The sequence below is a fragment of the Devosia sp. SL43 genome (genome assembly GCF_021729885.1).
GTDB lineage: Bacteria > Pseudomonadota > Alphaproteobacteria > Rhizobiales > Devosiaceae > Devosia.
The window spans coordinates 1,080,469-1,100,873 of the sequence record NZ_CP063401.1; the positions used below are offsets into that span (position 1 = coordinate 1,080,469).

General features: G+C 62.8%; 23 protein-coding genes, 1 tRNA gene and 1 pseudogene. 6 read left to right on the forward strand and 19 right to left on the reverse strand.

The window, feature by feature from the left end; all coding sequences use genetic code 11:
* Positions 1-65: 65 nt before the first annotated feature.
* From IM737_RS05330 to IM737_RS05340, 3 genes are all read right to left on the reverse strand, one after another.
* Positions 66-770, reverse strand: a complete 705-nt coding sequence (locus IM737_RS05330) for a YjbE family putative metal transport protein (protein ID WP_236898886.1) — start codon at positions 768-770, stop codon at positions 66-68.
* Between the two features lie 226 nt (positions 771-996).
* Positions 997-1,875 carry a dioxygenase family protein gene (locus IM737_RS05335; protein WP_236898887.1) on the reverse strand — a complete coding sequence of 293 codons (879 nt, stop codon included), beginning with the start codon at positions 1,873-1,875 and terminating at the stop codon, positions 997-999.
* 437 nt (positions 1,876-2,312) lie between these two features.
* Positions 2,313-2,388 (reverse strand) — tRNA-Lys (locus IM737_RS05340).
* A 133-nt stretch (positions 2,389-2,521) separates the two neighbouring features.
* Here IM737_RS05340 and IM737_RS05345 point away from each other — a divergent pair.
* The gene (locus IM737_RS05345; protein WP_236898888.1) at positions 2,522-3,373 is read left to right on the forward strand and encodes a mechanosensitive ion channel family protein; all 852 of its coding nucleotides are present in this window, start codon (positions 2,522-2,524) and stop codon (positions 3,371-3,373) included.
* Positions 3,374-3,421: 48 nt separating this feature from the next.
* On the opposite strand, the gene IM737_RS05350 is transcribed toward IM737_RS05345, so the two are convergent.
* Positions 3,422-3,625 carry a hypothetical protein gene (locus IM737_RS05350; RefSeq protein ID WP_236898889.1) on the reverse strand — a complete coding sequence of 68 codons (204 nt, stop codon included), beginning with the start codon at positions 3,623-3,625 and terminating at the stop codon, positions 3,422-3,424.
* A 283-nt stretch (positions 3,626-3,908) separates the two neighbouring features.
* On the opposite strand from IM737_RS05350, the gene IM737_RS05355 reads away from it, so the two are divergent.
* On the forward strand, positions 3,909-5,012 hold the full coding sequence (locus tag IM737_RS05355) for a pyridoxal phosphate-dependent aminotransferase (RefSeq protein ID WP_236898890.1): 1,104 nt from the start codon (positions 3,909-3,911) through the stop codon (positions 5,010-5,012).
* Here IM737_RS05355 and IM737_RS05360 read toward each other — a convergent pair.
* The 8 genes from IM737_RS05360 to IM737_RS05390 all read right to left on the reverse strand — a co-directional run bounded on the left by IM737_RS05360 (position 5,009) and on the right by IM737_RS05390 (position 12,182).
* Positions 5,009-5,965 carry an endonuclease/exonuclease/phosphatase family protein gene (locus IM737_RS05360; RefSeq protein ID WP_236898891.1) on the reverse strand — a complete coding sequence of 319 codons (957 nt, stop codon included), beginning with the start codon at positions 5,963-5,965 and terminating at the stop codon, positions 5,009-5,011. The genes IM737_RS05355 and IM737_RS05360 overlap by 4 nt on opposite strands.
* Positions 5,966-6,022: 57 nt before the next feature.
* Complete coding sequence (locus tag IM737_RS05365; protein WP_236898892.1) at positions 6,023-6,472, reverse strand: GNAT family N-acetyltransferase; 450 nt, start codon at positions 6,470-6,472, stop codon at positions 6,023-6,025.
* 55 nt (positions 6,473-6,527) lie between these two features.
* Positions 6,528-8,087: a 2-isopropylmalate synthase gene (locus IM737_RS05370; protein WP_236898893.1), complete on the reverse strand. Its 1,560-nt coding sequence runs from the start codon at positions 8,085-8,087 to the stop codon at positions 6,528-6,530.
* Positions 8,088-8,199: 112 nt separating this feature from the next.
* Positions 8,200-8,325 carry a hypothetical protein gene (locus IM737_RS20925; protein ID WP_272906547.1) on the reverse strand — a complete coding sequence of 42 codons (126 nt, stop codon included), beginning with the start codon at positions 8,323-8,325 and terminating at the stop codon, positions 8,200-8,202.
* A gap of 149 nt (positions 8,326-8,474) precedes the next feature.
* The gene (locus tag IM737_RS05375; RefSeq protein WP_236898894.1) at positions 8,475-9,362 is read right to left on the reverse strand and encodes a PhzF family phenazine biosynthesis protein; all 888 of its coding nucleotides are present in this window, start codon (positions 9,360-9,362) and stop codon (positions 8,475-8,477) included.
* Positions 9,363-9,371: 9 nt separating this feature from the next.
* The gene (locus tag IM737_RS05380; RefSeq protein ID WP_236898895.1) at positions 9,372-9,863 is read right to left on the reverse strand and encodes a heme-degrading domain-containing protein; all 492 of its coding nucleotides are present in this window, start codon (positions 9,861-9,863) and stop codon (positions 9,372-9,374) included.
* A 1-nt stretch (position 9,864) separates the two neighbouring features.
* Positions 9,865-10,332 (reverse strand): GFA family protein, encoded by a 468-nt coding sequence (locus tag IM737_RS05385; RefSeq protein WP_236898896.1) that lies wholly within the window; start codon positions 10,330-10,332, stop codon positions 9,865-9,867.
* An 80-nt stretch (positions 10,333-10,412) separates the two neighbouring features.
* Complete coding sequence (locus IM737_RS05390; protein WP_236898897.1) at positions 10,413-12,182, reverse strand: B12-binding domain-containing radical SAM protein; 1,770 nt, start codon at positions 12,180-12,182, stop codon at positions 10,413-10,415.
* 166 nt (positions 12,183-12,348) lie between these two features.
* On the opposite strand from IM737_RS05390, the gene IM737_RS05395 reads away from it, so the two are divergent.
* Positions 12,349-12,498, forward strand: a complete 150-nt coding sequence (locus IM737_RS05395) for a hypothetical protein (RefSeq protein WP_236898898.1) — start codon at positions 12,349-12,351, stop codon at positions 12,496-12,498.
* Between the two features lie 110 nt (positions 12,499-12,608).
* On the opposite strand, the gene IM737_RS05400 is transcribed toward IM737_RS05395, so the two are convergent.
* From IM737_RS05400 to IM737_RS05415, 4 genes are all read right to left on the reverse strand, one after another.
* Entirely contained in the window at positions 12,609-13,322 is a 714-nt protein-coding gene (locus IM737_RS05400) for a hypothetical protein (RefSeq protein WP_236898899.1), read from the reverse strand.
* A 36-nt stretch (positions 13,323-13,358) separates the two neighbouring features.
* Positions 13,359-14,378, reverse strand: a complete 1,020-nt coding sequence (gene ilvC, locus IM737_RS05405) for a ketol-acid reductoisomerase (RefSeq protein ID WP_236898900.1) — start codon at positions 14,376-14,378, stop codon at positions 13,359-13,361.
* 23 nt (positions 14,379-14,401) lie between these two features.
* A complete protein-coding gene (locus IM737_RS05410) occupies positions 14,402-15,052 on the reverse strand; it encodes a TetR/AcrR family transcriptional regulator (RefSeq protein WP_236898901.1) in 651 nt (216 codons plus the stop codon).
* A 133-nt stretch (positions 15,053-15,185) separates the two neighbouring features.
* The gene (locus IM737_RS05415) at positions 15,186-16,196 is read right to left on the reverse strand and encodes a hypothetical protein (RefSeq protein ID WP_236898902.1); all 1,011 of its coding nucleotides are present in this window, start codon (positions 16,194-16,196) and stop codon (positions 15,186-15,188) included.
* 143 nt (positions 16,197-16,339) lie between these two features.
* Between IM737_RS05415 and IM737_RS05420 the strand changes: the two genes are divergently transcribed.
* The 3 genes from IM737_RS05420 (at position 16,340) to IM737_RS05430 (ending at position 19,185) form a co-directional block, all read left to right on the forward strand.
* Positions 16,340-17,467, forward strand: a complete 1,128-nt coding sequence (locus IM737_RS05420; RefSeq protein WP_236898903.1) for an NADH:flavin oxidoreductase/NADH oxidase — start codon at positions 16,340-16,342, stop codon at positions 17,465-17,467.
* 69 nt (positions 17,468-17,536) lie between these two features.
* Positions 17,537-18,646 carry a phosphatase PAP2 family protein gene (locus tag IM737_RS05425; protein ID WP_236898904.1) on the forward strand — a complete coding sequence of 370 codons (1,110 nt, stop codon included), beginning with the start codon at positions 17,537-17,539 and terminating at the stop codon, positions 18,644-18,646.
* Positions 18,647-18,747: 101 nt separating this feature from the next.
* A complete protein-coding gene (locus IM737_RS05430; protein WP_236898905.1) occupies positions 18,748-19,185 on the forward strand; it encodes a hypothetical protein in 438 nt (145 codons plus the stop codon).
* Here IM737_RS05430 and IM737_RS21005 read toward each other — a convergent pair whose 3' ends face one another.
* From IM737_RS21005 to IM737_RS05435, 3 genes and pseudogenes are all read right to left on the reverse strand, one after another.
* Positions 19,186-19,488 (reverse strand): hypothetical protein, encoded by a 303-nt coding sequence (locus IM737_RS21005; protein ID WP_336886244.1) that lies wholly within the window; start codon positions 19,486-19,488, stop codon positions 19,186-19,188.
* Between the two features lie 6 nt (positions 19,489-19,494).
* Positions 19,495-19,539 (reverse strand): annotated as a pseudogene (locus IM737_RS21010) (hypothetical protein); the annotation flags it as partial.
* 12 nt (positions 19,540-19,551) lie between these two features.
* On the reverse strand, positions 19,552-20,364 hold the full coding sequence (locus tag IM737_RS05435) for an FAD-dependent oxidoreductase (protein WP_336886232.1): 813 nt from the start codon (positions 20,362-20,364) through the stop codon (positions 19,552-19,554).
* Positions 20,365-20,405: the final 41 nt, after the last annotated feature.

Sequence of the window (20,405 nt, forward strand, 5' to 3'; positions counted from 1 at the left end):
AAGATGATCAAATCCCTATAGCATCACGGCAAATGCCGCAAAGTTCGGGCGGTGGTTACCAAAGACTAATGCGCAACGGCAGCAGCCTCGGCCACAGCATGCGGCGTATAGAGCAGCGGGATTTCCGGGATCGCGATGAAGGCGCCTAGACCTTCAAGCGACATGCGGACAGCCACCAGCAGGATAATGACCAGGCCCACCCACGCGATCCAGCGATGCTTGTGCAGCAACCCAGCGATAAAGGTCGCTGCAACGCCCATCATCACGACCGACAAGGCCAGACCGATGACCAGGGCCTCGAAGTGATGGGCTGCGGCGCCGGCCACGGCCAGCACGTTGTCCAAAGACATCGAGACATCGGCGATGATGATCTGGATAACGGCCTGGCGCAGCGTCTTGCGCGGCGCCTTGCCGGCGATCGTGCCATCGGCATTAGTGTCGGAATTCTCAAGCGCTTCCTGCGCTTCGTGCTCGTCGCTATGCGACGTGGTCAGCTCGCGATACATCTTCCAGCAGACATAGAGCAGCAGCACGCCACCCGCGATCAGCAGCCCGCCGCCAAGCGCTAGTAGCTGCGTGGTAATCAGCGCGAAGAAGATGCGCAGTAGTGTCGCCGCTAGAATGCCGATCAGAATGGCCTTGCGCCGCACGTCCGTGGCCAGGCCCGCTGCGGCCAGACCGATGACGACGGCATTATCGCCGGCCAGGACCAGGTCGATCAGGATGACCTGAACAAGCGAGCTGAGAAAACTCGGATCGATACCGAACATGCTTGGTAGCCTCGTGCAACGGCGGGATAAGTCCGTCGCCTATAGCCTTCCGTCAGCAGGCTGGAAAGCGAAACACGACAGCCAGCAACCAAAGTCTGAGGATTTCTCAGGTTTTCAGTACGTTTTGACAGGTTGATGACAGACTGGCGTGGCTTGCCCGATCAAGAGTACCCCTAGTGCCGCAGTTGAAGGAGAAAGGGCGGCCTGGGCCGCACTTTCTCAACCTTCAGTTGCTGGGCAGAGCTGGCGGCGCGCCGCCCGGACCACCGGGGCCGCCCGTCGGAGGCGCCATCGTCGTCCGTTCTGCGGTGAGATCGACCGGAATGCTGAGCGTGCCCTTGTAGCCGCTCTGCGGGTCTCCGGTGACAGTCATCAGCTGTTGGGCGATTTCCGCCTCGGTATTGTCACCGAACACATTGTCGCTGGCGATGGTGATGCGGCCCAGATTCCGGGTGCCGTTGGAATAGCGGCTGTCGGCGGCATAGAGGGCCGCGCTTTCTGCCTCGGGCATGGCGATCTGAGCCGTCAGAACCGATGCCTCCCCGCTCACCGCTGCGGCCGCATTCTCGAATATCTCGAAATGGATATGCGGCCAGCGCCCATCGTAGCAGCCGGGGACGATGGTCGTGAACTTCACCTTGCCATCAGCATCCGCCACGCCCACACCGCGCAAGTAGTTGGCTTCAGGGGTGTCATAGAGCGAATAGAGTCCGGTGGCGTCGCAATGCCAGACATAGATGGCATAGCCTGGCAGCGGCGTACAACCGTCGGCATCGAGCAATGTCAGTTCCATATCGAGTTGAGCGCCGTCGGCCGTGGGCGTCAGAGAACCGAACGAGCCGCGCAGGTCTTCGCGAATGACGCCTTCCTCGGTCAGCGCGTTGACCACCTGTCCGTCCTTGGTATTGGTGCCATCGGCCGGATAGGGTCCATTGGTTTCCCAAGGCAAGGCAACGCATTCCAGCGACGCAGCGGGCAGGCCCGACAGCGATACCAGGCCGATGCCGCCCATAATGGCAAGCAGCCGTCGTCGATCCACCATTCGCGTCAGGTCATGTGCGAATCCGAGGTCGTGTTCGTGATGTTCATCGTGATCGTGGGACATGAGGGGACCTTTCCCAGTGTTTGTGCCGCCCCGTCCGGCCCAAGCCCGCAGGGATGACACTTTCTAGAAAAGCGCGCCTAACCGCAAAGCGTCCAGCAGATTAAAAACTGATAATGTTTGCACCCTTAACCATCAGGCACGGGTGGCCTTGCCCCAGTTACGACTTGCGCTCCCGCGTGCCCATCTGCCTGCACACGATGCAGGCCTGCTCACCCGTACCGCCGCAACCAGAACAGGCGCTAACCTGCCGGCGCCAGCTCGTCTGGGTGCCACCGCCGCCGCACCGTCGACATGGAATGACGCCCTTTCCATTGCAGGCGCCGCATCGCGGCGGATGTTTGGGGAGCTTTGGGACCTTGGCTTTCATCGGTTCAGTCTGCACCGAGCCCCGGAAACACAAAAGGCCCCGCAGTGCGGGGCCTTGTGCGAAAAGGCTTTGGTGGGCGAGCACGGATTCGAACCGTGGACCCGATGATTAAGAGTCATCTGCTCTACCAGCTGAGCTACTCGCCCCTTGCCGGAGCTTCCAAAGTGGCGCCTCTATAGCGAAGGGATTCTGCGCTGTCCAGCGCTTAGCTCCACTTTCCTCACATGATGGGTTTGCTACAGTGTCGCGGCAGCAAAGTGTGGCACGAACCGGGGCACTATGACGATTTCCGAGATATTGATGGTGCCGGTCTACTGGCTCCTGGCAAATGCGGTGAGCCTGCTGGCAGCGATCGCCGTACTGGTGGCCGGCTGGTATGTCGCCAAGATTGCAGCGCGAGCCATCAGGGGCCTGCTGCCGCTGGCCTATGGCGTCGACAAGAATTTCGCGCCCCTCCTGTCGCAGGCCGCGCGCTACGGCATTCTGATCTTCGCCTTGGTGACGGCACTGAACCTGCTGGGCGTGGCCAACAGTTCGATTCTCACCGTACTCGGCGCGGCGGGCCTCGCCATCGCGTTGGCGCTGCAGGGCACGCTGGCCAATATCGCGGCCGGCATCATGCTGATCTGGCTGCGACCAATCGCCATCGGCGAGTTCATCCAGGGCGATGGCGTGGCGGGCATCGTGGTGGAAATCGGTCTCTTCGGCACGCGGCTGCGCTCGTCGAGTGGGCTCTATATCTTCACGCCCAACCAGAAGCTCTGGGCTTCCGCCATCACCAATCACAGTCGCGAACCACGGCGGCGTATCGATGTCAATGTCAGCGTCCCCGATAGCATCGACATCGCCAAATCGCGAAAAATCCTGCTGCGCATCGCCACGGCGGAAAAGCGCGTGCTGGTCGATCCGGCGCCCAATGTGCATGTGGATAGTTTTTCGGGTGCGGCGGTCAACATGCAGCTGCGCGCCTGGGTCTCGACACCCGACTATCTGCCGGTGCTTTATTCCCTCACCGAAGAGGCCAAGCTGGCCCTCAATCGCGAATTGACCGGCACCAAGGAAACCAAGGCCGGCATCACCGTCACGCCCGACCCGGCCAATCCGAGCCCAGAGACTCAGGCCGGCAGTTGAATCGACGGTGCCGGGGGATATGTCCCGCCGGCACCGGCATGGGAGCCGTTAGTCGATGGCAGTCCGGCGCTCCCGGAACGCGTTGAAATCGAGAACATTGCCGACCGGCTGAACCACCGGCGGGATATCGTCGATCAGGCTGATCGTTCGTTCCACGATATAGCGCAGCTGGCGCGAACGACTGTCGGCGCCCTGCAGGATCGCTGCGGCGCGTTGCAGGTGATCCCGCGCAAGGACGTAGGTTGGGGGCATGGCAGAGCTCCTGAAAGAATCTTTATTGGGGAGCGCCAGGGAGATGACGCGGGCCACAAGTTGCGCGCCCATGCCTTCCGGGATATTGCCAGATCAGGTGGGATTTAGTTCAAATGCTCCAGACTTGCCTACCCAGCGCAAAGCCCCGGCAGGCGGCTTCTTCAGCATCATGGCTCGGCTTTCCGCCTGTGCAAAACGCTCAAACAGCGGTTCGCGGCATTCTCGCTTTGCGGCCAACTCGCGGCGGGCACTAGGATGTCCGGACCAAACGCGAGTCGCGCCCTTGCTTCGTCCCCGCCTTGCTCCTCTTGCTGCCGCCCTGCCCGAGACAGTGCCCTTCACCGGCCCCGAAGCCCTTGAGCGACGATCCGGAAGCGCATTCCGGGCACGACTTGGCGCTAATGAGAGCCCCTTCGGCCCCTCGCCCTTGGCCCAGGCTGCCATGGCCGCTGCCATCGCCGACGGCTGGAAGTATGGCGATCCGGAATGCCACGACCTGCGCCAGGCTCTGGCGGCCCACCACGGAATATCTGCCGATAACATCGTGGTTGGCGAGGGCATCGACGGCCTGCTCGGCCTGGCGGTCCGTCTCTTCGCGGGGCCGGGGACCCCTGTGGTCACCTCGCTGGGCGGCTATCCCACGCTGAACTATCACGTGACCGGTTTCGGCGCCCGGCTGGTGAGCGTGCCCTATGCCGACCTGCATGAGGATATCGAGGGGCTCGCCGCCGCCGCCCGGCGCGAAGATGCGGCCGTGGTCTATCTCGCCAACCCCGACAATCCCATGGGAAGCTGGTGGTCAGCCAGCGAGGTCGAGCGGTTCATCCATGCTGTACCCGAGACGACACTGATTCTGCTCGACGAAGCCTATGGCGAGTTCGCGCCATCAGGCACAATGCCGGCGCTCGATACCGACCGTCCGAATGTTCTGCGCCTGCGCACCTTTTCCAAGGCGCATGGCATGGCGGGGCTGCGCTGCGGCTACGCCATCGGTGAGCGCCAGACCATCCGGGCCTTCGAGCGCGTGCGCAATCATTTCGGGGTCAACGCCGTGGCCCAGGCTGGCGCCATGGCGGCATTGGCGGATACTGAGCATCTTGCCTCGGTGGTAACGCGCACCGCATCCGCCCGACAGCGCATCACCGATATCGCCGCGACGAACGGTCTGCATCCCCTGCCCTCGGCTACCAACTTCGTCGCCATCGACACCGGCCGCGACGCCGCCTTCGCGCAGAGGCTGCTCGAGGCGCTGGCACAGCAGGGCATCTTCATCCGCAAGCCTGCCGCGCCGGGACTGGATCACTGCATCCGCATCAGCGTAGGTGACGACGCCGCTCTCGACCTGCTGGCCGAGATGCTGCCCCAGGCGATTGACGCTGCCGGTTAGTTCGCCGGCCCCAAGAGCTGCACGCTGGCCAGCAATCCGCGGTGGTTGGAGCCGAGGCTGTCGTCGAATGCGGCGATCGACTCGATCAGCGCGTCGCCACCGGTAAACATGTTGTCGATTGGCACGCCGAGTTTACCCAGGCGAATGGGCCAGGTTGCCGGATAGAGTGGCGGAGGCACCAGCTCGGCGCGGGCCACGAAATCGGCCACGGTGTCGGACCAGGCAGCGGCATTGAAGTCACCTGCGACGATGACCGGACCGTCGATATCGCGCAATGTCTCGCGCAGTTGCATCAGTTCGACCCAGGCGGCCTCGTCGAAATACGGCTTGCTGAGATGGATCCCGACGATGGTCACGGACTGCCCGTCCACGACGGTCCGGGCCGAAACCAGCCGAAGGCGCTGGAACGGTTCGAGCTTCTGCACAACTACGTCTGCGAGCGGCGTGCGTGAGAAGACCATCAGGTCGCAGTCGTCGCCTTGCGGATTGCAACCCGCCCGGTAGGGATAATCCGCAGCAAGCTCGTCCAACTGCCCCATGATGGCGTTGGACTCCATGGTGACGAGCAGGTCCGGTGCCGACTGCAGCACGTAGCTGGCGATATCGGCACCGCGCTCGTTATAGGCGAGCACGTTGAAGCTCATCACCTCGAGCGTTGCCAGTGCGGCTCTCTCCTGCAGTTCGGCACGACCCGCCTGCTGCTGCCAGACGATCCAGCCACCCTGCCCCAGGCTGGCCCCAACCAGCAGCAACACCAGCAGCGCCCGCCGCCACGCCCCGACCACCAGCAGCGCCAGTGGCAAGGCCAGCAGCGCCAGGCCCACGTGAAAGCGAAGCGAACTCAGCAATTCCTGACCCGGCACCAGAATGGGGCCGCTGATGGCAACTAGCAGAGCCACCGCCACGAGGCTCAGCCCGGTCAGCACACCGCGCAGTTCAGCTTTTGAGATCACGCCAGCGCCCCGAATTCGTCGGGCGTGTTGATCGCTCAATTGGGGGTCATATGCAAGCTACAGCAATTTGCGCATCTGGACGCACTCGGCTGCCATGTCGACAAGTTCGCTGGCGTCCCATTCATGGACCTGCCAGCCGGTCTTCTCGTAATAGCCGAGCGCCGTCCGTGCAGCGTTGACCAGCAACGTGTGGGCGCCGAAACCCCTGGCGCGCCCTTCCACCAGTTCACTCAACACGCGACCGTGGCCCTTGCCCTGCTCCGTCGCCGTGATGGCGACCAGCCGGAAGACCGCGCTGCCGTCCCCACGGACATCAAGCCGCGTCGTGCCGACTGGCTTGCCATCGTGCTTGAGCAGGTAATGGTGCTTATCCGGCGTATGTTCGTCCGGGTAGTTCGGATTGTAGATGCCGAACCGGCCCCGCGCCTCGAACAGCTCGCGCCGCCGGATGTCGTGATACGCAGCCCAATCCTCGGGCGTGCTCACGTCGACGAGTTCATATCCCATGATGGTCCTCCTGCCCCGGCCACGATGGGTCGGGGCACGAGGCGATCCTGTGATGTCAGCCGGCCATCGCACCCTGTGCGGACGCGCCGCGTTCGATCAGCAGGCGGTTATAGGCATTGAGATAGGCACGGGCCGAGGCCACCAGCGTATCCGGTTCGGCCGCATTGCCCGAAACGATGCGACCATTCATTTCCAGGCGCACGTGAGCCGAAGCCTGCGCATCGGTGCCGCCGGTCACGCCATCGACGGCGTAAAGCACCAGATGCGGCTGCTGGCCCACGGCCTGTTTTATGGCGTTGAAGATGGCATCGACCGAGCCGGTCCCCTCGAAGCTGACCGAGCTTGCTTCGCCATCGATCGACAGCGTCATGTCGCATCTGTGGACGCCGCCGGTCTTGGATACGACCTCCATATCGACCAGCTTGATGCGATCGCCAACCGAGCCGACCTCGTCGTCGACCAGAGCCACGATATCGGCGTCGTAGACATGCTTCTTGCGGTCGGCCAGATCCTTGAAGCGCACGAAGGCTTCTTGGAAGGCATTGTCGCCCAGCTCATAGCCCAGCTCGCGCAGCTTGTCCTTGAAGGCGGCGCGGCCCGAATGCTTGCCCATGACCAGGGTCGTTTCCTTGATGCCGACGCTGGCTGGCGTCATGATCTCGTAGGTCTCGGCATTCTTCAGCATGCCATCCTGATGGATGCCGCTCTCATGCGCGAAGGCATTCTTGCCCACGATCGCCTTGTTGTACTGCACTGGGAAATTAGCCGCCGCCGAAACGACACGGCTGGCACGGGCCAGATGGGTGGTCTCGATTTCGGTCTGGTAGGGCATGGCATCGCCACGGGTGCGCAGGGCCATGACGATTTCTTCCAGCGCCGCATTGCCAGCGCGTTCACCCAGCCCGTTGATGGTGCATTCCACCTGACGGGCACCACCGCGGACGGCAGCCAGCGAGTTGGCGACGGCCAGGCCCAGATCGTTGTGACAATGCGCCGAGAAGATCGCCTTGTCGGCGCCGGGCACCTGCGTGATGATATCGCGGAACATCTTCTCGTGCTCGTCGGGCACGGCATAGCCGACGGTATCGGGCAGGTTGATTGTGGTCGCGCCAGCCTTGATCGCCGCCTCGACGCAGCGCTTGAGGAATTCCAGCGGCGTGCGCGTGGCGTCCATCGCCGACCATTCGACATCGTCGATCAGGTTACGGGCATGCGCCACGGTACGGGCGATGATCTCGATGACCTCGTCCTCGGTCTTCTTCATCTGGTGCGCCAGATGAATCGGCGAGGTGGACACGAACGTGTGGATGCGGCCGCGCTGCGCGTGGCGCACCGCCTCGCCTGCCCGATCGATATCGGCGGTGATGGCGCGAGCCAGGCCCGCCACTGTGGCACGCTTGACCTGCTTGGCCACCGCGACCACCGCTTCGAAGTCGCCATTGGAGGCAATCGGGAAACCGGCCTCGATGATGTCGACACCCATATCGTCCAGGGTCTCGGCGACCTGAAGTTTTTCCTCCAGCGTCATGGTGGCGCCGGGCGATTGTTCGCCGTCGCGCAGGGTGGTGTCGAAAATGTAGACGCGGTCTTTGTTGGTCGTGGTGGCGGCGGACATGTCTCAAAAATTCCTATCGAGCGGCCGAGAGTCAAAGCTCTTCAGGCCGGACATTTGCTGTTCGGCTTATGGCACTATCCCCTGACGACCCGCTCGTTCGAGCTGCCGGTGATCAGGGGCTGATAAGAAGGAGAAGGAGCGCGGCCGGGAGCAGCAACATGCCAGCAGCAATCACCAGGACGCGGTTGCGGTCCTGAGTTTTCGCGATTGCAATGGCTTTGGCGCGGTTGCGCTGCATGGCACAGGTCTCGATTTGTCATAAGAATGCGCGAATCTGTCGGCCTGCGCAAGCCCAAGCATCGGCAGATGTTGATTATTTGCTATCGGATTTGCGTCTAGTTGAATGCAAACACCGCCGAAAGCACAACGCCGGCAAGCTGGTGTGGCTCAGTCGTCGAGATCGAGCACGCCCTCCGACACGACCACCGCATGCCCACCGATGCCACCATGGATCAGGATGTCGTGGTCCTTGCGCAACTGGATGGTAATCCGGCAGGGGCGGCCCATCTCGTGGCCCTGTCGCAGCACGAAGTCCGCCTGCCCGTTGGCCAATGTCGCATGTTCTGACAAGAGCCCAATCAAGGCCGCAGCAGCAGAGCCGGTGCCCGGGTCCTCGCCGATATCCATGCCGAACATGCGCGCCGCCAAGTCATTGTCCGGCTCGTCGGGCGTCAGCGTGAACACATACGCCGAATTGTGGTCGTGCTTGAACACCTCGTTCCAGATGCCCCGGTTGACCTTGATGCGCTTGAGCACATTGGCGTCACGCACCGGCACGAGGTGGAAGGTCACGCCGGCCGAGAACACAGCCGGCTGATAGACATCGCAGCCGATATCTTCCACTTCGATGCCCAAAGCCTGCGCAATGCCCAGCTTGTCGGTGAGATCGGCCACGCGCGACGGCAGCCGCGGCAGCGCGAAGCGCGCCTCCCCCGAACGCTTATCAGCCTTCTCGAACAGGGCGGTGATCAGACCGATCTTCTCTTCGAGCCGGACAGCACTGACCTTGTTCTGCAATCCCAGCACCACGGCGGCGCCGACGGTGGGATGGCCAGCGAATGGCAGTTCCGTATGCGGCGTGAAGATGCGTACCGCCGCCGTATTGCGCTCGGCGTTTGGCTTGAGGATGAACACCGTCTCGCTGAGATTGAACTCGCGGGCTATGGCCTGCATCTCGCCATCGAGCAGGCCGTCGCCCTTGGTCACTACGGCAAGCTGGTTGCCCTGCAGGCGGTGGCGCGTGAAGACATCCAGCAGCAGATAGTTGAGCTTCATCGGGGGACCTTATTCGGGCGGCAGGGCATAGGTGGATTTGTCGAAACCGAGATGGTCACAGAGCGCATCGACGGCGACACCATGATCGCTGCGGCCGGGCAGCCCGGAGATGGTCAGCGCGCCGATGATGCCGGCACCGTTGACGCTGATCGGAAAGCCCCCGCCGGCAACGACGAAATCGACCGGATCGGCGCCAACCTGCGGCGGAAACGGCTGCTCGCCCCGTTCCAGCACCATGCGATAGCTCGAACGCTGGAAACGGCGCACCGTGTTGATCTTGCGGCGCACCCATTCGGCATTGTCGGCACTGGTGCCACCGGTCGCGGCAAAGAACATCTGCCGGTCCCACGTGCGGATATCGACGACGAGGGAAAGCTTCTCGGCGAGAGCGCGGGCGCGAATGGCGCTGCCCAGGTCAAAGGCGACCGTCTCGTCGAACGCAGTGAGCACAAGCTCCTGCTCCTGCTTCTTGACCAGCAAGATGTCGGTCTGAACTGTCATGTCATAGGTCCTGATGCGCGCGTGTCCAGGCATCGAACAGCGGCGTGCGGTCGATTGCGCCCTTGGCGAAATTGATCTGTTGCGGGTCGATCTTGACCCAGGCGGCCTTGCTGTCGGTCCAGATATTGCCCACCGGTGCCGCCCAGTCCAAATCGTCCAGCGTTCCCGCACGCGCCACCTTGATGCCCGGCGCTGGAGGATCGTTCCAGATCCATCCATGGCAATGGGCGCAGAAGTTCATGACAATGACATTGCCACTCTCGGCTGTGCGTCGGTATTGGGAGATTTCACCGGACAAAAGCTCGAAATCGGCGTCGCGCACGATCATCGACATCGACCACGCGGCGCCCGAGAAGCGCTGGCAGTCCTTGCAATGGCAATTGTAGACCGAAAGCGGGCTCGCCTTCAGTCGGTAGCGTACGGCGCCGCATTGGCAGCCGCCTTCGACGGGAAACACCGGCAAGCCCATCGCACCCTCCGCGACTCCGAACCCGCAGAGGTTTTAGACGAAGTTTGAACGGGTTAGAAGGGCAGGCTTAGGGCTTTCCCTTAAACCGTATCCGCCGGCTCGCTGATCCCATGCCGGGCCTTGTCGATACGCTTTTCCTGGTTGAGCCAGGCCTGCGCATCCGTGGTCTTGAACAGCTCGAAATCCTGCTCATCATGGTCGGTGACCGGGGTCATCGCATGGTCAGTATAGGCATGCCGGTTGGGGTCGCGCTCGACCTTGAGCTGCTTGAGCCCGAAGCGGAAATACAGCCATCCCCAACGGGCCAGCTTCCAGCCCAGCTCGGCATAATACTTCGGATAGAACAGCACCGCCGGCTCGATCTTCATGCCGTAGCGGCGGTTCAACCGCGACTTGATCCGGATCCAGCCCACTTCCAGCGGATGCACGCCCTCGATCTTGAGCGCGCCCATGAACCAGGTCGACAGCAGCAACACCTGCGACGTCGAAATCTTCGACACCGCCGCACGCCGCATCAGCGTCTCGACATGGTCGAGCGTGTAATAGCGGCTCCAGGCGTCGGCATAGACCTTCTCGAACTCCGCCTTGCTCATCAACTGATGCGCTGTGGTGACGTGGTTGAGGTCATACTTGTTGAGGTCGGGATCCATCGCCACACCAGCCCGGTGCAGCTTCTGGTGATCTTCCGATCCCGGCAGCGGCGTCAGGAAGAAGAATTCCAGGATATCGACCGGCAGCTCGCGCTTGACCACGTCGATATCGTGCATGATGCGCTCGGGCGTATCGGTGGGAAAGCCCAGGATATAGCCGGCATAGGTGATCACGTGCCACTGCTTCCACGCCAGCAGCATGGTGCGATATTCGGTGATCTTGTTCTGCCGCTTCTTGGCATCCTTGAGATTGGCCGGATTGACGTTTTCGAGCCCGATGAAGACGCGTGTGACACCGGCCCGGGCGCATTTCTCGATGAAGTTGGGAATGCGGTGGCAGAGCGTGTCCACCTGGATGATGAAGTTGAACTTCAGCCCCTCGACCTCGCGCATGTGGATCAGGCGATCCATGATCGCCTCCCAATCCTTGTTGCGCGCGAAATTGTCGTCGGTGATGAAATAGCGATGCACGCCCTGGCTCATGTTGAGCCGGATGATCTTCTCGATATCGTCGGGCGACCGCCGCCGCGACTTGCGCCCCTGCACGTTGATGATGGTGCAGAACGAACACTGGTACGGACAACCGCGGCCAGCGTCGAAGCTGGTGAGGTTGTAGGCCGTGCGCGCCACGTGGTCGGCCGGCATGAACGGCACCGGGGTATCCTCAATGCCAGGCAGGTCGTTCATGAAATTATACAGCGGCTTGAGCGTGCCATTGATGGCGTCGCCGAACACTTCCTGCAGTCGGCCTTCGGATTCCCCCGCGAACAGCGAAATCCCCATCTGTTGCGCCGTCTTGAAGTCCGCATCCTCGCCATTGAGCATCGAGATGACGCCGGACACGTGGAAGCCGCCGATCGCGACTTGAACACCAGCCTTGAGCAGAGGGCGGGCCAGATCGAGCGAACGCGGAAACTGGTTGGACTGCACACCGATCAGCATGACCAGGCCGACATCGGCCTGCTGGACGCGATCGATCACCCCCTGGACGTCGATGATCGTATTGGTCTCGTCGATGGTGACGACATCGAAGTCCCAGTCATCACCGAGCATCTTGCTCTCGATGATGTTGATGGTCAGCCCGTGCACGGACGCCAGTGAATTGGATGGGATCGGCGACAGCCGCCACTGGATCACATAGCCCTGGTCGTCATAGTGCGACGGCTTGATCAGATAGAGGCAGAATTTTCGCTTGGTCATGGTCAGGCGTACCCTACCGTTCAGTAAAGTTCAGGACGTGTGACGCGGGCAGAGACTAGCGGGCCTCCCGCGCAAGTACAACAGGCCGTTCAGGCAGGGTTCACGCTATCGGCATCATAGGAGCGGCCAACAAAACGGCGCTGCCGTCTTACTGAAGGACCATCCGATGAACATTCTTTCCGCTACCGTATTGCTGCTCACCCGCGACCGTGCCCGCAAACTCAGCGTTGCCCATCTCGACGATCGGCTGCTCAACGACATCGGCCTGTGCCGCCTCGACTTCCACGGCGGTCGGGCGATCAAGAAGACGCAGTGATCGACTGCGAAGGCTCTGCCTGCCCGGCGCGGAGTTCAGCCTGAAGGTTTCGATTCCGTCGCCTTCTCCCCTTGCGGGAGAAGGTGCCCGAAGGGCGGATGAGGGGTAAGTCAGCCGAGCGCGCCGAGCGCAAAGGCCTCAGCCACCGCCACGGCATAAGGCACCGCCCCCACCCGCTCCGCCTCGGCCCCCGAACGGACAACCACGACGTCCGCCAGTTCGCGATGCTCCTGTGTCTCAAGGTTCGCCCGAACGCGGGCGACCAGGCGCTCGGCGGTTTCGTCGAAATGATACATCTGCCCGAGCGAGATGCGCGGGCCGTCGAACACGGCCACCAGCATGCCCTTGCGCGCGTCGCCGGGCACAAGTCCCGTCTCCTCCTCAAGCTCGAGGTCGGTGCAGCCGGCGACATCGACGCGGCCATCCGGTAGCACGTCGCGCGGTTCGAGCGAGCCGCCCGGCGGATAGACCCGTCCGGCATTGGCGGTATCGGCGCCCATTACACCGTAAATCAGCGCACCATCATTGCTGGCGACCAGCGACGAACCGAACAGGTTGTGCATGCCGATCTCGGGAAAATCGGCATCGCGCCAGGTGAGGAAGGCCGAATACGCATCTTCCCTGGCCTCGGCCCGCAGTATCCCATCAGCGTCGATACGCGGCGTGGACACCCCAATGATCCGGCCGTCCCAGAGATGCGGATTGGCCGCCAGCAGCCGAGCCCAGCACGAACGGACCTCAGCTCGCAGCGCGTCGGGCAGCGGCCAGGCACCCGGCACCATGCGGATATCGGTGCCAACAATGGGGATGATCGGAAGCGTCATAAATGAAAACGGGGGCAGAAGCCCCCGTCCCTGTTCTTAGTTCTTGGCCTTGTCGACCAGCGCGCCGGCCTTGATCCAGGGCATCATGTCGCGCAGCTTCGAACCGACTTCCTCGATCTGGTGCTCGTCATGCAGGCGACGGGTCGCCTTGAAGCGGCTGCCGCCGGCCTTGATTTCCTGCATCCACTCGGCGGTGAACTTGCCCGACTGGATGTCATGCAGCACGCGCTTCATCTCGGCCTTGGTCTCCGAGGTGATGATGCGCGGACCGGTGACATACTCGCCCCACTCGGCGGTGTTGGAGATCGAGTAGTTCATGTTGGCGATGCCGCCCTGGTAGATCAGGTCGACGATCAGCTTCACTTCGTGCAGGCACTCGAAATAGGCCATTTCTGGAGCGTAGCCGGCTTCCACCAGCGTCTCGAAGCCGGCGCGGATCAGTTCCACGAGGCCGCCGCAGAGCACGGCCTGCTCGCCGAACAGGTCGGTCTCGCATTCTTCGCGGAAGTTGGTCTCGATGACGCCCGAACGGCCGCCGCCAACGCCCGAAGCATAGGCCAGCGCGATGTCATGGGCATTGCCCGACGCGTCCTGATGCACGGCGATCAGGCACGGCACGCCGCCACCCTTCTGGTATTCGCCACGCACGGTGTGGCCCGGGCCCTTCGGCGCGATCATGATCACGTCGACGGTCGACTTGGGTTCGATCAGGTTGAAATGCACGTTGAGGCCGTGGGCAAATGCGAGGGCAGCGCCGTCACGAATGTTCGGCTCGATATGCTGCTTGTAGATGTCTGCCTGCAGTTCGTCGGGGGTCAGCATCATGATGACGTCGGCCCATGCGGCAGCGTCGGCAACGCTCATCACGCGCAGGCCTTCACCCTCGGCCTTGATCGCCGACGGCGAACCTGGACGCAGCGCGACGACGACGTCGGTGACACCGGAGTCGCGCAGGTTCAGCGTATGGGCATGGCCCTGCGAACCGTAGCCGACGATAGCCACCTTCTTGGATTTGATGATGTTGAGATCGGCATCACGATCGTAATAGACGCGCATGGGTTTCTCCCTGAAATGCAGTGTTATGGGTTGTTGGCTTTCGCCCCGTAGAGGGCGAAGAACTGGTCGGTCGCGGACTTCACATCCGCCTCGATATTGGCTTCGACATTGCTCTGGGTCAGCGACTTGTCGCCGAGCAGCAGCCGGATCTGCACGTCGCGAACGACGAGACCGAAAAACGTGCGGTAGGCATCTTCGCTCGAGGTGAAGCGCAGCAGGCGCGCATCGCGTCCGGCCTCGAGGATGGGCTTGAGGCGCCGGCGAATAGCCAGCGGGCCATTCTCCAGCACGATAATGCCCAGACTATCCTTCTCCTGCGCCGCATGCGTCACCGCCGTGCGGTTGAGGGTGATGGAGACTTCGCCGGTGATGACGGTCAGCAAGTCGCGCGCGAACTGCTCGATGGAAAGACGTAGTGCCTTGGCATTGAGGTGGCTCCGATCGACCACCGGCATGCGCACCTTGGCCGCCTGCCACTGCACGGTCGCCGTCAGCAGGCCATCGCGATCACCGAACCACTTGTAGAGCGTTTCCTTGGAGCACGAGGCGCGACGGGCCACGGCCGTCATGGTCAGGCCATCGCCATTCTCGACGAGCAGGTCCAGCGCCGCCGTCAGCACAGCCTGCTGACGCGGGGTAAAAACCTCTTCATTGACCTTGATGGTCAGGGCCACAATGCTTCCTCAACAAGCCAGCCGAACGCTTTCGTCCGATTTCGTCAGGCGTACCGTACGGTACGGTTCGTGGCAAGCGGAATTTGCGCGTTGCGCACGTCCGCCGTCGTTGTTGCTGCTGCCAGCAGACGTGCTAGCGCTTCCAACCATCATCGCCACCGGCCACCGGCGGCGTGGGAGGAACCGGCGTCGCAACTCCACCCGGAGGCGTTGGCGGTTGCGGTGGCACAGGCGCAGCGACCGGAGCCACCCCGCCTTCCCGCTTGGTCAGCACCCATTTATTGAACCGCGCCATCAGCAACCCGAACCCGATGAGCAGCAGCCCGCCGCCCAGGATCGAGAACGGCTGTGCCCCCAGATACATGAACCACTGCGTGAAGAAGTGGATCGCCGCGAACACCGCCACCGTATTGACCACCCAGCGCCGGTTGGCGCAGACCGCCCAGGTGCCAAAGGCCAGCAGCGCCAGCGCCCAGGCGATGGTGAAGCTCCAGTTCGGCCAGTTGAAGAAGCCGTCGCCAAAGATCGACCCAACGAGAAATGCCAGGTTGACCATGATGATGGCCGTGCGCATGGCAATGATCGCCAGCCGCTCATAGGCATGAGCGATGCGGACCGAGATCAGGAACAACACCAACACAAGTGCAGAAAGTGAGACGATGGCGAGCGTCAGATAGACCGTCGGCTCCCAGAAATCGGTGCCGGTCAGAATCGCGCCGGCAAATAGAAACACCGATAGCGACGCCAGCAGTCCTGATGTCGCCGCCACTGCGGCGGCTGCCAAGGCCAGCACCAGAGCATATTTGACCCATATGATTTCGCCATACAGCGTTGCCAGGCCGCCGGTGAAAGCCAGCGCTCCCAGCACCATGGCAATCTGCGAAAAGACCAGCCAGCGCTCGACCTTGCCGATAGTCAGCCAGTAGCCGACGCCAAACAGCAGCGCGCCGATCACGATCGCCGTTTCGACCGTAGGGATGAACACACCTGCCCCCAGCGCCACGGCGACGATGCCGAACGCCAAGAAAATGTTACTGCCCAGCGCGCCCGTGTCGGCCGCCGAGAGCCCCTTGAGCCGCTCGGCTTCAGCCGGCGTAAGCTTGCCCTGCGCCACCAGCGCGTCGAGATCGAGCGTAACTTTCATCGCGAATTCCCTAGCCCCACGCGGACGTTAATCAGGATTATGCATGCCGCGCAACGGAGGGACCTTCCATCGGCACTTGCCGATAGAGCTTGGGATGTGCATGTATGCCGCGCCACATTCCGGCACCAACAGCAGAGCCTTTCATGTCCAAGCTTTTCTCGCCCGCCACGCTGCGCGGTCTTACCCTGCGCAATCGTACCGTCGTCGCGCCCATGTGCCAGTATTCGGCCAAGGACGGCTTTGCCAATGACTGGCACCTGGTCCATCTCGGCCGCTTCGCCATAGGCGGCTTCGGGCTCGTGGTCCTCGAAGCAACAGGCGTGACGGCCGAGGGTCGCATCTCCTACGGCGACTTGGGCTTGTGGAAGGATGAGCAGATCGCGCCGCTCGCCCGCATCGTCGATTTCCTGCATAGCCAGGGCGCCGCAGCAGGCATCCAGCTTGCCCATGCCGGCCGCAAGGCATCCACTCCCGTGTCCTGGCACAAGGACCTGTCCGAAGCGGAGAAATCCACGCTCGGCTTCGAGCACTGGACGCCTGTAGCGCCCAGCGCCGTGCCGCATACCGACACCAATCCCGAATTCCAGACCCCGACCGCGCTCGACGCCGCCGGCATCCGAAACGTCATCGACTCCTTCGCCGCCGCCGCCATCCGCGCCAACCAGGCCGGCTTCGACACCGTCGAAATCCACGCTGCCCACGGCTACCTGCTCAACCAGTTCCTGTCCCCGCTCGCCAACAAGCGCACCGACGAATATGGCGGCAGCCGCGAGAACCGCATGCGGCTGGTGCTCGAAGTGACCGAGGCCGTTCGCGCCGTATGGCCCGCCGACAAGCCTCTCCTGGCCCGCCTCTCGGTCACCGACTGGCATCCGGACGGCTGGCAGATCGAGGATAGCGTTGCGCTGGCCCGCGAACTCAAGGCCCGTGGCGTCGACGCGATCGACTGCTCGAGCGGTGGCTTCGATGGCGCGGTGATCAAGGCGGTCGCCGGCTACCAGGTGCATCTGGCAAAGGCCGTCCGCGATGGCGCCGACATCCCCACCATGGCCGTCGGCCTGCTCGGCGATGCCCACCAGGCAGAAACCATCCTGGTCGACGGCGAGGCCGACTTTATCGCCCTCGCCCGCGCTGCCCTCGACGACCCCAACTGGGCCGTCCACGCCAATCATGAACTCGGCGCATCAAACTACGACCTGTGGCCCAACCCGACCGACCGCGTCCGCGAACGCGATCGCTCGCTGGGTCTACGGTCGTTTGCCGCGAACTAGGCTCGGGGGCTCACCTAACAAAATCTTAAATCCGCTCTGCTAGGCATCGATCCATCAGGAGTGTACCCGATGGATCGATTCCGCCCCTTCGTCGCGCGTTATTTCGATGCGCTCTGGTCGGCCATTCGGAGCGACACCCCCATCTATGCCCTTGCGGCCATTTACGTCGCCCTCGGCTATGCCTTTATGTCGGGTAAGGGCTACCTCGCCTTCGGCATGCTGGACGCCTACTGGGCTGCCTGGAGCGTCAATTTCGGCCTGCTCGGTCCGGTCTTCGTCACCATTATCGGTCTGCTACACATCATCATTCGGCTGAACAAGCGCCGGAGCCTGGCCTATCGCGCCATGTTCGCACCCCGGCGCGTGGCCCGCTTCGTCGCCGGAACCATCCTGCTGCTGACCGCCGTATTGGTGTTCACCACCATGTTCTCGGCGATCAAGACAAGCTTCCCCATCGACCACGGCTTCCGCTTCGATGTCGCCCAGGCCGATATCGACAAGGCCATTCATTTCGGCGTCGATCCCTGGCGCTGGCTCTATGCCGTAGCCGAGCACCCGCTGGTGCTGCGCATTGCCGAGTTCAACTACAACGTCCTCTGGTTCGTCATCTGCTATTTCACCCTCTACTGGGTCGTGACCTCGCCGCGCACCGCCGGCCTGCGCGTTCGCTATGTGCTGACCTGGATGTTGAGCTGGGCCATCATCGGCAACGTCATAGCCGGCACTTGGCTCTCCGCCGGCCCGGCCTATTACGGCCTCGTCACCGGCGACATGGCGCGCTTCGGCGACCAGCTCGCCTTCCTCGCTACCACGGCGGGCGAAAAGAACTCTGCCTTCAATTTTCAGGCCTATCTGTGGAAGCTCTACGAAAGCGGCAATGTCGGCATCGGCTCGGGCATTTCGGCCTTCCCGTCCATCCACGTCGCCGTCACCACCATCAATGCCCTGTTCATCAGCGAAGTGTCGCGCCGCTTCGGAGCGCTGCTCTGGGCCTATGTCGCCTTCATCATCATGAGCTCGGTCTACCTTGGCTGGCACTATGCCATCGACGGCTACGTGTCCGTCGTCTGCGTCACCGCGATCTACTGGACCCTGCGCAAGCTGGTGCCGACCCTATCGCGGCTGCGCTGGAAGGCACCCGCCACGGAGCCCGCCGAGGCCATCGCGCGCAATTCCTGAAACGGTCGCATCAGCATCGCATTCTCGCCCTTTTGCGCCGCCACCCTTGCTCCCGGTTGAAGCCGTCACCAGATAGACGGTGCGACAAGGGAGTACGCTCGATGGATACCAAGGCCGCAATCATTGCCCTCATGAGCGTCTGGGGCGTCGGCACCTGCGCCGTCGTGCCCACTCTGGCGCAGGACACCGACCCTACCGAGGACGCCACCGACGACGATGGCGACCGCGCCAATCCCCTGCTGAACAAGGTCTGGGTCCGCACCGACACCGACGAATCGCTTCCCGGCCCAATGCAAATCTTCCTCGCCGACGGCACGCTGGTGACCGATTCCTGCTGGGAGACCTATCGCCTTTCCAAGTGGCAGCAGGTGTCCGACACATCAATCAGCTGGGACGAAGACGGCATGACCATCAATGCCGACATTGCCAGCCTCAGCGACACCGAGCTGGTGCTGAACCTCAAGCTGGGCAGCGACGTGCAGGAGCAGCGCTACACGACCGCCACAGTGCCCTATGTCTGCCCGGACATGATCAAGTAACTACAACCGCGGCGGCTTCTTCAGCCCCAGCTTCCGGACCGGCGACAGCAGCGACCCCGCCACCATCGCCGCGAGAAATTGCGGCGCCGGCGGCACCCGCGCAATGGCCGATACCAGCACATCGCGAATGACTGGCAACACAAGGCTGTCGGACTGGTAGAACGGCGTAAACATGGCGCTGAGCGCCTGGTATAGCCGGACATGCCAACACCGCAGGCGGGCATAGTGGGCCACCGCTCGCTGCACATCCTCGGGATGATCGCGCAGCCCCAGATACAGCGCCCGCGCATCGAGCAAAGCCATATTCGCCCCCTGCCCCAGCTGAGGGCTGGTCGAATGCGCGCTATCACCCACAAAGACCAGCGCCTACCCCGTCGGATCGACCATGGTATGATGCGCATAGCGCGCCAATGTCATGGACGAGAAGTCGGGCACCGTATCGAGGTAAGCCCGCACTTGCGGCCAATGGCCGAGCACCGTCTGTTTCCAGGCATCGAGCCCGTCGGGCTTGAGCGCCTCATAGTCATCCGGCTTGAGGCTCCAGAACAAAGCCGCTAGGTCCTGCCCACCGGGCTCCGCCCGACCGATCGGCAGCACGCCGACCATCACGCTCGCCCGATCATAGCGCTGCGCCAGAGCAGCATGGTCGAAACCATCGCCCTGCCACGGCAGCGTCGCCCAGATGGCGCCAAAGCTGAGCTGGCGTGATTTGCCGGCATTTGCCGCATAGCTCTTGAGCGGCGAATTGGCGCCGAGGCAATCGACCACGAGATCGAACGGTTCCGATACGAGATCGCCAACGAGAACGACCGCCCGCCTGCCCTCGGGCATCTCCCGCAATGCCCGCACCTCATGCCCGGTGCGAACAGGAATACCCGCCGCGACAACCGCGTCATGCAACACGCCGAACAGCGCCGCCCGATGGATACCCAGACCCCGTCCGCTATTGGGCAGCGCGTCGTAGCGCACATCGAGCACCGTTCGTCCGGATTTGGCATCGGCACCGCTCAGCCGGTCGATCGGCGCACCCAGGGCGCGGATTGCATCGAGCAACCCCAGATCCTGCAGCACCGCCTGCCCGGTTGGCTGCAGGATGATGCCTGAGCCAATCGGCCTGGCAACGTCGAACCGTTCGAAGATCGTCGGCCTATGCCCAAGCCTCTGGACGTAGAGCGCCACGGCCAACCCCGCGGGCCCGGCACCGCAGATCGCAATGTCGA